Below are 14511 nucleotides of genomic sequence, written 5' to 3'. Positions count from 1 at the left end.
CGTTATGTTTAGGAAACGGAGGAGCACGAATGGCAAACAAGAGACCGAAGCCCGAAGAGATTGTCTTGAAGTTACGGCAGGTTGAGGTTCTGCTGGGTCAAGGCATGTCTCGTTTTGATGCGATCAGGCTGATCGGCGTTGTTGAACAAACCTATTGCCGCTGGCGAAAGAAATGAGCCGTTGAAGGCACCATTGGTTCGAGCCCAACGGCGAATGCGGAATGGGTGTAGATCAGTTGAAAGAACTGAAGCGGCTTCAGAAAGAGAACGAGCAGCTAAGACGCGCGGTGTCTGATCTGACTCTGGACAAGCTGATTCTGACGGAAGCCGCAAAGGATGAAGGGCGTCAAGGAAACCATCCAGTGGATGTTTTTCAGCCCTGAACGCGAAGCCCTATTGAGCCCCGCTCGTCGTCGTGCCTGCATCAGCCATGTACGCAACCAGCTGAACGTTTCCGAGAGACGCGCCTGCCGCGTGCTTGGGCAACACCGGTCCACGCAACGGCACGTCGCACAAGGTCGCGCAGACGAAGACCGGCTGGTGGCCGACATGATCGAGCTGACCCGTCAATACGGCCGATATGGCTATCGCAGGATCGCAGCGCTGCTGAGAGAGGCTGGGTGGTCTGTCAGCGACGGACGGATTGAACGGCTTTGGCGACGAGAGGGGCTGAAAGTGCCAGTGAAACAACCGAAGAAAGGACGGCTCTGGCTGAACGATGGCTCGTGTGTCCGGCTTCGACCAGAGCATCGCAACCACGTGTGGAGCTATGACTTCGTTCATTGCCGAACTGACGATGGCCAAGCCTTTCGGACGCTGAACATCCTTGATGAGCATAGCCGGGAGTGCCTGGCGATTAGAGTGAAGCGCAAGCTGAACTCGACCGATGTAATCGATGTCCTGACAGACCTGTTCATACTTCGAGGAGCACCCCGTTTCATACGTTCAGACAATGGGCCGGAATTTGTCGCCCAGGCTGTCCGAGACTGGATCGCCGCCGTTGGCGCCAAGACGGCTTACATCGAACCTGGCAGCCCGTGGGAGAACGGATACTGTGAAAGCTTCAACGGTAGGTTCAGAGACGAGCTGCTCAACGGAGAGATCTTCTACTGCTTGCGCGAAGCTCAAATCCTGATCGAACAATGGAGGAGACATTACAACACAAAACGCCCACACAGTGCTCCGGGCTATCGCCCGCCAGCGCCCGAAACCATCATCCTGATGGATCAAAGGCCGATGATGCACCAAGACCGCTTACTTCTGTGCCTGGCTCTCGCTCTATCAACGACCTGATGTGACTTGGCGGGTGAGACACTTCACCGTTTGGTCGAATTGTTAATCATTCCGTCTACCGTGATCTAAAGAAGCGCTTGAGCCGACGCTGATGCGCGTCAAAGTATTGCCACAACTCGACCTTAGATTGCGGCGAGAAAAGTACTCGACCGCACCATATGATTCGTAAAGCAACACTTAGATGAACCCCTTCTCTTGTCAGATGCCGATACAACACTGTGCTACCGCCAGTTTCGAACTGTGCCTCTGCAGTAACCGGGGTCGATTTCTAACCTGAAACCGATGCCGCGTTAACACACTGGTATTGCATTCCCGCGCGCAAACCAGCCATCTAGTGAAAAACATATAACAAAGTAAGACTTCGAAAGCAGTAAAATGTTCACCTACGTAGCTCCTCCCTCGTCCTCGTCGCCTCTTAGTGCCATTCAGGGCAACTATGTTTTTGGCGATGGGAATCCAAACACAGTAACGACCATCACATATAGTTTTGGCGAATATCTGGACACGGGTGATTGGACACCAACGCTCAAGGCCCAGTTCAGAATGGCGTTGAGCGCGATTGAAGCGGTGGCAAACATAAACTTTGTCGAGATAAGCAATACCGGCAGCGCGGACCTCATCGAGGTTGTGGCGCCCAGCTCGTTTTTTAGTCGCCCGACGACACTGGGCTTTCACCAAGTGCCTGGCCCTGGGGGCGGCGCGCCTTTGTTCGGCGCATTCAATACAGATTACTGGAATGCTGCGAATGGGTCGCCGGGCGGTTACTTCTTCACGACAATCCTGCACGAGATCGGTCATGCTTTGGGGCTGGGGCACCCCCATGACAACGGGCTAGGTACGACAGTTATGGCTGGCGTGACCAACCCCTTCAACTCCTTTGGTGTGTCGAACCTGAACCAGGGTATTTTTACCGTCATGTCCTATAATGACGGATGGACCAGCCAAAATGGAATTCTACCGGTATCCGCAACCTATGGTGGCTCTACCGGATTGGGTGCGTTGGACATTGCCGCCCTGCAAGCCATGTACGGCGCCAACACGTCGACCAACTCTGGCAACAACACCTACACGCTGGCATCCTTTAACACCGCGGGTACCGGCTATCAGGCCATCTGGGATACCGGTGGGATCGATACATTGTCCCACACAGGCGCCAACAGCGCTGTCCTCGACCTTCGTCCAGCAACGCTTGACTACACCGCAACGGGTGGTGGCGCGGTTTCGCTTGTCTATGGTATAAAGGGCGGGTTCACTATCGCGCATGGCGTCGTGATCGAGAACGCGTCCGGAGGATCCGGTGACGATGCGATCGTCGGTAATACTGCGGTGAATGGGCTATCTGGCAACGGGGGCAACGATACCTTCTATTCTGTGTCCAATGGCTCCAACAACAACGTGATCAATGGCGGCAGCGGCAATGACACGATCCATGTCGCTGCAGGAACTGGTGCCGACATAGTCGACGGTGGGGCCGACGACGACATCGCTATCGTATCCAGCAATGCTGGGTCATTCACTGGTGGCACAGGCATTGATACGATCCGCTTCATCAGCGCCACGTCTGGCTATCTGTTTCTAGACAACGGGGCAACTTTCGGGTTCTTGAATGTTATCACCCGCGTCGTGTTCACCGTTTACAATGATGTGGAACTATTCGAGTTCTCCAATGTTGGGCAAGCATTCACGCAATCGCAAGTGATGCAAGCCATGCAGGTCAGCGACGTCGAAACCAACGGGACAGTTCTGCAACACGCAGCGCAGGGTATTTATGTCTTGGACGGAGGAACCGACAATATCGCTTTGACCTATAATGGTCAGGTCATGGGACAGAACTCTCTGGCAGGTTGGAACGCCGTTCAGGCAGAAGAAACCGCTTCTGGCTATCGGGTGCTATGGCAGAACGTAGATGGCAGTTATTCCGAGTGGTTCCTGAACAGCCAAGGCCAGTTTGTCAGCAATGTGGTTGTCGGAAATGTTGTTGATCTGGAAGCCGTATATGGCGCGGATATCAATGGCGACGGCACGATTGGCCATACGACCACGACCGTCGAAAATACCGGATCCATCACGCTTCAGAATTCGACGCAAAACGGCTACATCATCGACGGCAACAAAACGCTGAGCCTGAACGGTCAAAACATTGGCGAAAATACTCTGCCCGGTTGGTCCGCAGTGCAGGTAGAGGCCTTTGGTGATGGCTACAAAGTACTGATGAAAAACATAAATGGCACCTATGCTGAATGGGAGCTGAATAGCGCTGGTGAGTACGTCGCAGCCACGCTGATCAACAATGTTGTGGATGTCGAAACCTTCTACGGCGCCGATATCAACGGCGATGCCAATATCGGCCATGTCCTCCTCGCTAACATTGATACCAACGGGGCCGTAAACCTGGCTGTTTCAACGCAAGATGCTTATGTGGTGGATGGCACCAAGACATTGACCCTGAATGGTCAGAAGATCGGCCCCAACAGCATCCCCGGCTGGCAGGCCATACAGGCAGAAGCGTATTCAGGTGGATATAAGGTTCTGCTTCGCAACTCAGACGGCACGTATGCCGAATGGACGCTGGACAGTACCGGAGCTTACGTCAGCAGCGCGATCGCAGGTAACGTATACGACCTTGAAACATTCTATAGCGTAGAGCTGAATGGTGACAGCACAGTGGGTCATGTCACGACAACTGTCGAAAACGCCGGCACCGTCACACTTCAGAGTTCGACGCAAACCGGCTACGTCATCGATGGCAACAAACCGCTGACTCTGAATGGCCAAAATATCGGCCCGAATACACTGCCGGGTTGGACGGCTGTACAAGTAGAGGCCTTTGGTGATGGCTACAAAGTACTGATGAAAAACATAAATGGCACCTATGCTGAATGGGAGCTGAATAGCGCTGGTGAATACGTTGCAGCCACGCTGATCAACAATGTTGTGGATGTCGAAACCTTCTACGGCGCTGACATCGACGGCGATGCCAATATCGGCCATGTCCTCCTCGCTAACATTGATACCAACGGGGCCGTAAACCTGGCTGTTTCAACGCAAGATGCTTATGTGGTGGATGGCACCAAGACATTGACCCTGAATGGTCAGAAGATCGGCCCCAACAGCATCCCCGGCTGGCAGGCCATACAGGCAGAAGCGTATTCAGGTGGGTATAAGGTTCTGCTTCGCAACTCAGATGGCACGTATGCCGAATGGACGCTGGACAGTACCGGAGCTTACGTCAGCAGCGCGATCGCAGGTAACGTATACGACCTTGAAACATTCTATAGCGTAGAGCTGAATGGTGACAGCACAGTGGGTCATGTCACGACAACTGTCGAAAACGCCGGCACCGTCACACTTCAGAGTTCGACGCAAACCGGCTACATCATCGATGGCAGCAAACCGCTGACTCTGAATGGCCAAAGTATCGGCCCGAATACACTGCCGGGTTGGACGGCTGTACAAGTAGAAGCCTTTGGTGGTGGCTACAAAGTACTGCTGAAAAATACGAACGGAACCTACGCCGAATGGGAGCTGAATAGCGCTGGTGAATACGTCGCAGCCACGCTGATCAACAATGTTGTGGATGTCGAAACCTTCTACGGCGCTGATATCAACGGAGACAGCGCAACTGGCCATACAACAACAACGGTTGAAAATGACGGCGCTGTTGCGCTGCAATTGTCTACGCAAACAGGCTATATCGTCGACGGTAACAAAGCCTTAAGCCTGAACGGTCAATCGGTGACACCCAACACATTGCCGGGCTGGAGCGCCATTCACGCCGAAGCCTTCGGAAGCGGGTACAAAGTTCTGCTTAAGAACACTGACGGCACCTATGCCGAGTGGACATTGAACAGTGCCGGACAATACGAAAGCGCTTCAATTATCAACAACATAGTGGATTTCGAGACATTCTACGGCGCTGATCTCAATGGCGATGCCACTGTTGGCCATACGACAACTGTGATTGAAAGCAACGGCAGCACGACGCTGTCTGTATCCACCCAAACGGGTTATATCATTGATGGCGATAAGACACTGACCTTGAATGGTCAGGTTGTCGGCCCCAACAGCTTGCCCGGCTGGGAAGCTATTCACACCGAAGCGTTTGGCGGAGGTTTCAAGATTCTGCTGAAGCACACGGACGGGTCTTATGCGGAATGGACTTTGGATGGAAACGGTGGCTACTTGAGCGCAGAAATCATCCCTAATGTGATTGATGTGGAAAATTTCTATCAATACGATATCAACGGTAGCGGAACGGTTGGCTACGCTCTGCCCAAACTAGCTCAACAGCAAAAGACAGCGCCGGCACTGGCTGGGTTCGGCGAAGCCGACGAGATTCTTTTTGCCGACATTCAGAATGACCCGTCGATGCAGATCGAGCAGGATATAGCTTGGATTTCCCCGCAGAGCGCTGACAACTTGGGCACGAATCTGACACCAATCGGAACCGCCAACGTTGCCGAGTTGGGTTTTGTGGATGGACTGCTAGACGACGACGTCTTCTTGATTTGAACCAGGTAGTGGAGAGCATACGCTGGCTATGCCTCTCCAATTCCTGCGCTAAACTAGGTGTTTAGTCCCGGCATCTGGTGGATCGGATTGACAATGAATCGACCCGGTTCTGAAGTCGAGATTTTGCAGATGTATTCGTACGGCGTGAGTCCGCTTAGTGTCTTCAATCGACGAGCGTAATTGTAGGCATCGAGGAAGTCAGTCAGATGCGAACGAAGTTGGTCGTGGCTCTCGTAGCGATACCGCTTGACGGTTGCGTCCTTGATGGTGCGGTTCATGCGTTCGACCTGACCATTGGTCCAAGGGTGGTTCGGCTTTGTCAGGCGATGCTCGATACCGTTCGCGTCGCAGATCATATCAAAGCGCATAGGCCGGGAATGGATTGTGTTCCTGTTTCGGGGCTATTCGGCGCGCAGGATACCGTTGTCGGTTAGGATAGTGTGGATACGATAGGGCACCACTTCAAGCAGGTGCTCCAGAAACTCCCAGGCAGTTTTCCTGTTTGCCTTGCCCACCAGCTGGGCCACGGCAAACTTGCTGGTGCGGTCAATGGCCACAAAGAGAAAGAGCTTGTCTTCAGCGGTCCGGAGTTCGGCGATGTCGATATGGAAGTAGCCGATTGGGTACCGCTTGAACTTCTGCCGTTTCGGCTTGTCTCCGCCCATGTCGGGCAGGCGTGAAATGCCGTGCCGCTGCAAGCAGCGGTGCAATGAAGATCGTGTCAGATGAGGAATAGAGGGCTGAAAAGCACAGAGGCAATCATCAAGCGGCAGCAAAGTATGACGCCGGAAGGCAACAATCATCGCCTCTTCATCTTTACTTAGCACAGTCGAGTTCGGCTCCTTTGGGCCTGTCTTTCTATCCTCGACCGTTTGACGCTTTCGTCACTTGGCAACGGTCTTCACGTTGATGCCAAGCTCGCGGCTCAGCTTAGCGTTCGAAGCTTGCGATCGCTGTATTGTTGCTCGGATGGCGTGCGTTGTCGTGGCGCAGCCGTGACGTATCTGTCCCATAAGGCATCCTTCCGGCTTTGTTGCACAAACGCGGTTGTGACCGGAACTCCCCTTTCCCCGGACGGATTTATCCTACGGGCTCTGTGACGGGTATGCCAAGAGCAGTGCAGCAGTTGAGCACAGCAACCTGCCGCTCGAAGTCCCTCGCCATGAGGCTTTGCCACAGCAACTTGATACAATGCATTTTGGTTTCGACGCGGCTCCAGCGATGGTATCCGCTCCACCGTTTCCAGATGGTTCGAACGAGATAGCGTGAGGCACTGATCGCATCGTTCCGGGCGATGGCTCCAGGGCTCGTAGGCTTCCACGGCCTGGCACTCTTATGCGGTGGTATGACCGGGTGGGCACTGCGGGCGGCAATCGCGTCATGACATTTGCGCGTGTCGTATGCCCCATCGGCGGTCACTGATCCGATGTCCTGATCTGGTTCAGTGGTTCGGTTCCCCCGCGATGGGGCAGGCTCACATTCAGCGTATTCTGGCGACGGCACAGTGTACTGTAATCGGGCACATCCCAATCCAGGCCGACCATCTGCAACAAGTTCTGAACGAAGCCGGTTGTTTGCCTCAAGGGCAACCCAAACAGAACTTTCATGGTTAGACAGGTCTGGATCGCGGCATCGCTGAACTTGCATTGGCGGCCGCGCCTGCCAGTCGGGGGCGGCGTCCTAGCCATCTCGGGATCAAACCAGATCGCCAACGATCCGCGCTGCTTCAGGCTATCATTGTACGACGACCAGTTCGTGGTCTTGTATTTCGTGGGGGCCCAACTGCTCATGCCTTCCGGCTATCTTGCTGCATTCATACAGTGAATCCCTGACGGGATTTGTGCAACAAAGCCGATGTAAGAACAAAACGTTTGTTTGTCTCACGCACATGGGCAACGAGCTTGTTGCCAAAGTTTGACATATGCAGCAGGTCAATCTCAGCGGTCAGTTCAAGTTGCCTGATCTGATCAAGTTGTTCGTGAGTGCAATTTGTCAGTAGTTGAAAGCAGCTATAGATCTCTTCCAGCGAGACATCCTCGCGGTTATGTTCTGCAGCGTCTTCTCGCGCCAGGTTTTCAGCTGCCACGCGATAGTCTTTGAAATGCTCCGTGACCTGCCTCACAGATTCGTGCGTTGACATGAAGTCGAACGCGTCAACCGGGGACGCACAATGCCGAAACAAGACAGTATCGAAGATATCGACGGACAGAAAATGATAATTCTTAATCTTTTCAAAAATTTCGCTGCCAGAGGACACGTTAATAGCCTTTTTGAATTTTTCTGTACGCAGAACTTTCCCGTGCTGTTTGGGCTGCCTGCTACGATTTCCGTCTCGCAAGTGGTCAGACGCGCTTAACAATTTCTTGAAGCGTTGCCAAGTTGGCGCCACAAGGATAAGTGGACCATCGCTTGTCCATTTAGTTGACCAGCTAAGGTATCAAGACCCAAGTAAAGGGCGACTTCCGGTGGCAGAGGAACAATGCGAATTTTGTTGCCGAGGTCCAAAACACTGAGAAACGCGGCATCTTTCGTTGAGGCCCGAACCGCCAACTTGGGTTCAAGCTTGGCTCTGAAAAAATTCAGAATATGTGATGAAAATCCACTAAGTCTTCGCCCTGTCTCGGGCGTAGCCTATCGGCACAGACATTGCCCAGCCAAGAGCGATGTAAGACGTTAGCGTTACGTTACAGCATGACTGGGCAATTGGCGGCGCGCGTTAGCTCTGCGCTTCTTCCTGCAAATAGGCCAGCAGGTTCACGATGTCTTCGTCCTTCTTAAGGCCTGGGAATTGCATTTTGTTGCCCGGGACCGTACCGCGTGGGTCGGCGAGGAAGCCGGACAGGGTTTGGGCGTCCCAGGTAATGCTAGAGTCCTGAAGCGCTGCTGAGTATTTAAACCCGTCAACCTGTCCCGCTTGTGCCCCTAGAACACCAAACAGCGAAGGGCCAACACCATTGCGCCCTTCTTTCAACTTGTGACAGGCGCTGCATTTACGAAACACTTTCTTGCCAGCTTTCGCATCCCCCTCGACGGCCACCGCTGCAACCTCGGTTGTGGCCACAGGTTCTGCATTGGCGTGTTCACCATCCAGTTCGAACATAAGCCGCGCAGTGACAGGGACGGTGCGGGTGATACCTGACAGATCGGCCAGCTCCATCAGCTTGTCGATCCCGGCATTCACACCAGCATCTTCAGTACTGATAAAGACCATATCGTTGGTTGTGACCAAGACTGATTTTTCCGTCAGGCGGGCCACGAACAGTTCAGCGTCAAATTCAACATCCGTCCCAGCCAGCGACAACACTGCCTCGCTGTCGACAGTTGTGGTTTGCCCAACGTCAAGGGCGGTCAATGCGCCCATGTCGACCTCAGCCGTCAACGTCGCGCTGCCTGCCTTGCGGAAGACGTACTCGACCATGCGTTCGTTCCGGATATCGATATTGGTCTCGACCGAGGACAGGTTGATTTCAATAACGGCCTGACCATCCGGGCTGACCATCCCGCTCAGCGACGTGAAGCTGTTGATCTCACCCACCGTGTCTTTCTTGATGCTGCCATAGGCCAGGTGCGAGCCGTCCTGCACCAAGGTCCAGCCTTCGGCCAGGGCAGGGCCTGCAATAATTGCCGACGCGATCGTGACCGCATGTATCAGATGTTTCATTTCATTCCTCCTCGGGTTATGCCAGTCCTGAGCGCGCGGGCCCGGTCCGTGAACATGAAACACACACAGGTCGCATTTTATTCGATGGCGGGTGAAACAAGCTCGGAACAGGCGGTCAGAACCGCAGTGCAGACGCATTCCAAACGCGTCTGGCGTTTTGCTTTGGCGCTGTCGGGTGCGTCGGATGTGGCCGATGATCTGGTTCAGGCCACGTGTCTGCGCGCGCTTGAGCGTCATCATCAGGTGACATCGCATGATCGACTGGATTCGTGGCTGATGACCATCTGCCGATCAATCTGGCTGAACGAGGTTCGATCTCGCGCCGTGCGCAGGGCACAGGCGCTGTCGGTGACGCCCGAATCCGAATTGGTTGCAACAGGCCCGGATTCAGAAACGAATATTTTCGCCACTGAAGTGTTTACCCAAGTGATGCAGCTGCCAGAAGCGCAGCGGGAAACGGTTATGCTGGTTTTTGTCGAGGGCTACAGCTACCGCGAGGCCGCCACGTTGCTGGACGTTCCCATCGGCACAATCATGAGCCGGCTGTCCAGCGCCCGGCAAAAACTGAAAACCGTAATGCAGCAAGATGCGGCAAGCGCCGCACAACGGAGTGGCAAATGACGTTTTCCGACGAGACGCTTCTGGCGTATCTGGAAGGCAATTTGGAAGAGGCCGAGGCCGGTCAGATCGAGCAGGCGGTCGAAACGGACCCAGAGCTTGAACAGCGTCTAATGGCGCTGGATCCGTTTGCCGGTATGGTGCAGGGGGTTTTTGAAGCTATTCCTGCGCAAGCGCCCGAAGTGGTTCTTCCTGAACCTGCCGCTCAAACCTCCGGGCCTACTGGTATGGGTTTGACGCGGCTTGCCGCTGTTGCGGCCAGTGTTGCGATTATTGCCGCATCTGCGACCTGGTGGACCATGCGACCCGCACCGTTGGGCTGGGCGCAACAGGCCGCAATTTATCAGTCACTCTACGTGCCCGACACAATCGCTCCGCTGGATGCGTCGACCGAAACTTTGGACAAGCAGTTTGCAATGGCCGAAGAACAACTAGGCCGTTCGTTGAATCGAGATACGTTGGAGGCGTTGCCGGGGCTTGAGTTGAGGCGGGCGCAGGTTTTATCGTTCAAGGGTAAGCCGCTGATCCAGATCGTGTTTGCAGATGAACAAGGGCAACCAGTGGCCTTTTGCGTGATCCGGCAAGGACCTGACGCCGCGAACAAACCAGCCAAATCGGCGGTGCTAAGCGGTTTGGCCACGGTGACATGGGCTCAGGATGGATATGGCTACATGCTTTTGGGCAGCAATCCACAAACCGATCTGACCGGTGAACTGGATGTTCTGTCCCGGACATTTACGGGTTAGAAAAATCCACTTGTGAACCGCCCGAAATGCCCAAAGAATGCGGGCATGAAGTCCAAGTCTGTCATACCGCTGCCCGAGGAAGAGGTCGAAGAGGCCACACCGCCAAGCATCTATGACTCTGATCCATCCGACGAGGATGACCTTTGGTTTCTCCCTCCTGAGGATGAGGACGCAGCAGAGGATTTTCTGCCTCCCGGCCCCCGGCAGGACAATCGGGTTTTGTTCGACCCGCGCGATTGGCGGGCCGCCCAGGCTACACTGTCCGCAGAGTTGGCCGATCTGGCCCTGACCTTTGGCGCGCTGGATGAACGTTTGCGGGCGGGACCCGATGGGTGGACCCACCGTCTGGCATTGATGGACGTCTCGGATCTGGGCTGGTGGACAGGCGACCGGATCGGTGTCGACCGACTGGCCCTGTGGACAGGCTTGCGCATTGGGGCGACCAGCGATGACGCACAAGCCCTGTACCGGGCAGGGTGGGCCGTGCGCCGCCTGACCTCGGGCGCGGGTCCGTCGGTTGGTGGATGGCAGGCCGGGTTAGGCGCATTTCTGGACCGAATGGCGCAGGGGATCGAAGAGGTTCCGGAGGCTGTAGCTGATCTGGCCGAGGTCATGGAAAATGTCGAAGGCCTGCATCCGGTAACACAGGCCGCAATTGCCTTTCACGCCTGGCGCGCTGTCTCGGACGGGATCGGGCAAGATACCGAAGCCGCGATCATCGCCGCACGTCATGCGGCCTCGATGGGTCGTGGCGGGGCCATGTTCATGCCGCTGGCCCTATCCGGGCCCGGCGCACTGCGCGGGATGGGCGAACCCGAAGAAAAACTCGCAGCATGGATCACCGGGGCTAGGCAGGCAGCCTTGGCCGCATTGCTGCATCTCGATCGCGTCAATGCGTGGGAGGTACGGGCCCGCGAAGCGACAGAAGGTTTATCAGGTCGCACCCCGCCCCTGTTGACTGATGTGCTGACCGCATGGCCGATGGTCTCGGCCCCATTGGCCGAAGAATTGACGAAAGCATCGCGTGCAACAGTACAACGCAATATCGACCGGTTCAGCCGCCGCGGCCTTCTGCGCGAAGTGACAGGTCAGGGGCGGTATCGCGTCTGGACAGCAGCGCTGTGATCCGGCAGCCGTACTTGCCGGAACGTGGCCACTGCGCACCGTGACAAAGACAATTTCGGTTCTAAGCACGTGGTTATTACAGGCAACATAATGTCGCTGAAGGGCTAGGCATATGGGCCGAACCAACCGTAGCCTTACAGTCAAGTAGCGCTGTTTTGGGCGGTGCCCCAGCAGGGCTTCTATCGGAACACAGCGACAGGTGCCGGGATGTCAAACGCTTATAAACTGACCCAGGAACAGTCTGACCAGTATTGGCAGGATGGGTTTCTGTTCCCTCTTTCGGTCTTTTCCGAAGACGAAGCTGCAGAGTTCCGCGCAGAACTGGAACAGATCGAAAAAGACTGGCTGGAAGCAGACCTGCCATTGCCGCTGAACACCTATAAGCGGGTCAACGCCCATCTGGTGATTCCCCTTGCAGCCCGGATCGCACAAGACAAGCGCATTCTGGACGCGGTCGAAGGTGTTCTGGGCCCAGATATCATGATCTGGTCCGCCGAATTTTTTATCAAGGAACCAAAGACCAAGCAAACGGTTGGCATGCATCAAGACCTGACCTATTGGGGCATGGGCGAAACGCCTGATCAGGTGACGGCCTGGATCGCGCTGTCACCCGCCACCGTTCAAAGCGGGTGCATGGATTTTGTCCGCACTAGCCACAAGAACCCGATCCTGCCGCATACCGACACCTATTCCGAGACAAACCTGTTGTCGCGCGGTCAGGAGGTGGCCGTCGACGTTTCTGAGGACGAGAAAACTCATATCGAACTGAAACCCGGCCAGATGTCATTGCATCACGGGCTGACAATCCATGGCTCGGGCCCAAACGCGTCAGATGACCGACGGATCGGGTTGGCGATCCGCTATCTCAGCCCCGGAGCGCAGCAACTGGTGGCAGATCGTGACTATGCCATGTTGGCACGGGGATCGGATGCGCACAGCAACTTCGTACCCGTCCAGGCCCCGGACGCGCTGTTCTCGCCCGAAGCTCTGGCGCTGTATGGACAAGTGCGGTTGGACCAAAGCAAAGCGTTGGCCGAAGGGGCGGACAGCTCTGTTCCGCTTTATTCCAAGATGTAAGCTTGAAGGGTCAGGCACTTAGCGCCCGACACCAACATAGGTCTCAAAACCGGATTTCAGCGCTTTGCTTTCAGTATAGATATTGCGCAGATCGACCATGCGAGGTGTGTTCATCGCTTCTGCCAGATCCGTCAGATTCAGCGCCCGGAATTCATTCCATTCAGTCAGCAGTACGACCACATCGGCGCCTTTTGCTGCGGCATAGGGATCATCGGACCATTCGACGCCAGGTAACAGGGCCTCACCTTCGGATTTACCCTGCGGGTCCACCACACGCACTTTGGCCCCACCGCCGATCAGGGCCGGGACGATGGTCAGCGACGGCGCATCGCGCATGTCATCGGTGTTAGGCTTGAACGTCACACCCAGCATCGCAACGGTTTTACCGTTGAAACTGTCGCTACAGGCTTCGCGGATTTTCTCGATCATGCGCTTTTTGATCTCATCATTCACGCGAATGACGGTTTCGGTGATCTGCATCGGATACGCATGCTCTTGACCGATCCGCGCCAGCGCGGCGGTATCTTTGGGAAAGCACGACCCGCCGTAGCCCGGACCGGCATGCAGGAATTTGTTGCCGATACGACCATCCAGGCCAATGCCACGCGCGACCTCTTTCACGTCGCCGCCGACCCGTTCGCAAAGGCCCGCGATTTCGTTGATGAAGGTGATCTTGGTCGCCAGAAACGCGTTGGCTGCGTATTTGATCATCTCAGCGCTTTCCAGATCGGTGGTCAGGATCGGGAAGTCACGCAGATAGAGCGGGCGGTAGATTTCGGCCATTACCTCAGCCGCGCGGTCGCTCTCAACGCCAACCACAACGCGGTCTGGGCGCATGAAATCGTCAATCGCCGCGCCTTCGCGCAGAAATTCCGGGTTCGAAGCGACATCGAAATCCGCATCGGGATTGGCTGCTGAAACAACCGAATGCACCTTGCGGTTTGTGCCGACTGGTACGGTCGATTTGGTGACAATGACGGTGTAACCTGTCACGGCCTGCGCGATCTCTTCCGCTGCGGCCATCACGTAGGTCAGATCCGCATGACCATCGCCGCGCCGTGTCGGCGTGCCCACGGCGATGAACACCGCATCTGCACCATCGACGGCGGCAGCCAAATCGGTGGTAAAGCTCAACCGCCCAGCGGCCACGTTCTTGGACATCAACACATCAAGGCCCGGCTCATAAATCGGAACGTCGCCAGCCTTTAACATGTCGATCTTTGCTTCGGCTTTGTCGACGCAGATCACGTCATGGCCAAAATCCGAGAAACACACGCCCGACACCAGGCCCACATAGCCAGTGCCGATCATCGCAATACGCATTCTTAAAAATCCTTCTCACCAATTACCGCCTGCGGCGCGCATACAATCAAAGAAACTGCGAAGGGTTTCAATGCCTGACTCGGGCCTGCGCCTGCATTACACAGTTTCTTGCTGGTTTTTGAGACAGAATCAGACGATGCGACCCTGTGGAGCACAG

The 14511-nt window shown here is 55.3% G+C and carries 8 protein-coding genes and 3 pseudogenes; 6 read left to right on the top strand and 5 right to left on the bottom strand.

The features are described from left to right. Positions 1 to 29 precede the first annotated feature (29 nt). Positions 30 to 1292 (top strand): annotated as a pseudogene (locus tag AC2FFE_RS04765) (IS3 family transposase). 375 nt (positions 1293 to 1667) lie between these two features. Next, the gene (locus AC2FFE_RS04760) at positions 1668 to 5804 is read left to right on the top strand and encodes a M10 family metallopeptidase C-terminal domain-containing protein (RefSeq protein ID WP_496846025.1); all 4137 of its coding nucleotides are present in this window, start codon (positions 1668 to 1670) and stop codon (positions 5802 to 5804) included. 53 nt (positions 5805 to 5857) lie between these two features. Here the strand turns inward: AC2FFE_RS04760 and AC2FFE_RS04755 are convergent. The 4 genes and pseudogenes from AC2FFE_RS04755 to AC2FFE_RS04740 form a co-directional block, all read right to left on the bottom strand. Beyond that, positions 5858 to 6817, bottom strand: a pseudogene (locus AC2FFE_RS04755) (IS481 family transposase). A gap of 67 nt (positions 6818 to 6884) precedes the next feature. Next, a pseudogene (locus tag AC2FFE_RS04750) lies at positions 6885 to 7594 on the bottom strand (transposase). 23 nt (positions 7595 to 7617) lie between these two features. After that, positions 7618 to 8193, bottom strand: a complete 576-nt coding sequence (locus AC2FFE_RS04745; protein WP_496818107.1) for a hypothetical protein — start codon at positions 8191 to 8193, stop codon at positions 7618 to 7620. Between the two features lie 327 nt (positions 8194 to 8520). Continuing rightward, on the bottom strand, positions 8521 to 9465 hold the full coding sequence (locus AC2FFE_RS04740; RefSeq protein WP_496818108.1) for a c-type cytochrome: 945 nt from the start codon (positions 9463 to 9465) through the stop codon (positions 8521 to 8523). A 54-nt stretch (positions 9466 to 9519) separates the two neighbouring features. On the opposite strand from AC2FFE_RS04740, the gene AC2FFE_RS04735 reads away from it, so the two are divergent. The 4 genes from AC2FFE_RS04735 (at position 9520) to AC2FFE_RS04720 (ending at position 13031) form a co-directional block, all read left to right on the top strand. Further along, positions 9520 to 10086 (top strand): RNA polymerase sigma factor, encoded by a 567-nt coding sequence (locus AC2FFE_RS04735; RefSeq protein WP_496818110.1) that lies wholly within the window; start codon positions 9520 to 9522, stop codon positions 10084 to 10086. Further along, positions 10083 to 10829: an anti-sigma factor gene (locus AC2FFE_RS04730; RefSeq protein ID WP_496818111.1), complete on the top strand. Its 747-nt coding sequence runs from the start codon at positions 10083 to 10085 to the stop codon at positions 10827 to 10829. The genes AC2FFE_RS04735 and AC2FFE_RS04730 overlap by 4 nt, the downstream gene beginning before the upstream one ends. A 45-nt stretch (positions 10830 to 10874) precedes the next feature. Continuing rightward, entirely contained in the window at positions 10875 to 11954 is a 1080-nt protein-coding gene (locus AC2FFE_RS04725) for a helix-turn-helix domain-containing protein (RefSeq protein WP_496846024.1), read from the top strand. 207 nt (positions 11955 to 12161) lie between these two features. Further along, a complete protein-coding gene (locus AC2FFE_RS04720) occupies positions 12162 to 13031 on the top strand; it encodes a phytanoyl-CoA dioxygenase family protein (RefSeq protein WP_496846022.1) in 870 nt (289 codons plus the stop codon). An 18-nt stretch (positions 13032 to 13049) separates the two neighbouring features. On the opposite strand, the gene AC2FFE_RS04715 is transcribed toward AC2FFE_RS04720, so the two are convergent. Next, positions 13050 to 14354: a UDP-glucose dehydrogenase family protein gene (locus AC2FFE_RS04715; protein WP_496846021.1), complete on the bottom strand. Its 1305-nt coding sequence runs from the start codon at positions 14352 to 14354 to the stop codon at positions 13050 to 13052. Between the last annotated feature and the right edge of the window lie 157 nt (positions 14355 to 14511).

The organism is Ruegeria sp. YTSA168, from assembly GCF_059610045.1.
Note: the sequence above shows the minus strand (reverse complement) of the source record. Positions and strands in the feature narration are given on the sequence as shown.

Bases quoted from the DNA above. Each gene is read 5' to 3' on its own strand.
- AC2FFE_RS04760 (WP_496846025.1), top strand. From the start codon at position 1,668: ATGTTCACCTACGTAGCTCCTCCCTCGTCCTCGTCGCCTCTTAGTGCC.
- AC2FFE_RS04740 (WP_496818108.1), bottom strand. From the start codon at position 9,465: ATGAAACATCTGATACATGCGGTCACGATCGCGTCGGCAATTATTGCA.
- AC2FFE_RS04735 (WP_496818110.1), top strand. From the start codon at position 9,520: ATGAAACACACACAGGTCGCATTTTATTCGATGGCGGGTGAAACAAGC.
- AC2FFE_RS04730 (WP_496818111.1), top strand. From the start codon at position 10,083: ATGACGTTTTCCGACGAGACGCTTCTGGCGTATCTGGAAGGCAATTTG.
- AC2FFE_RS04725 (WP_496846024.1), top strand. From the start codon at position 10,875: ATGAAGTCCAAGTCTGTCATACCGCTGCCCGAGGAAGAGGTCGAAGAG.
- AC2FFE_RS04720 (WP_496846022.1), top strand. From the start codon at position 12,162: ATGTCAAACGCTTATAAACTGACCCAGGAACAGTCTGACCAGTATTGG.
- AC2FFE_RS04715 (WP_496846021.1), bottom strand. From the start codon at position 14,354: ATGCGTATTGCGATGATCGGCACTGGCTATGTGGGCCTGGTGTCGGGC.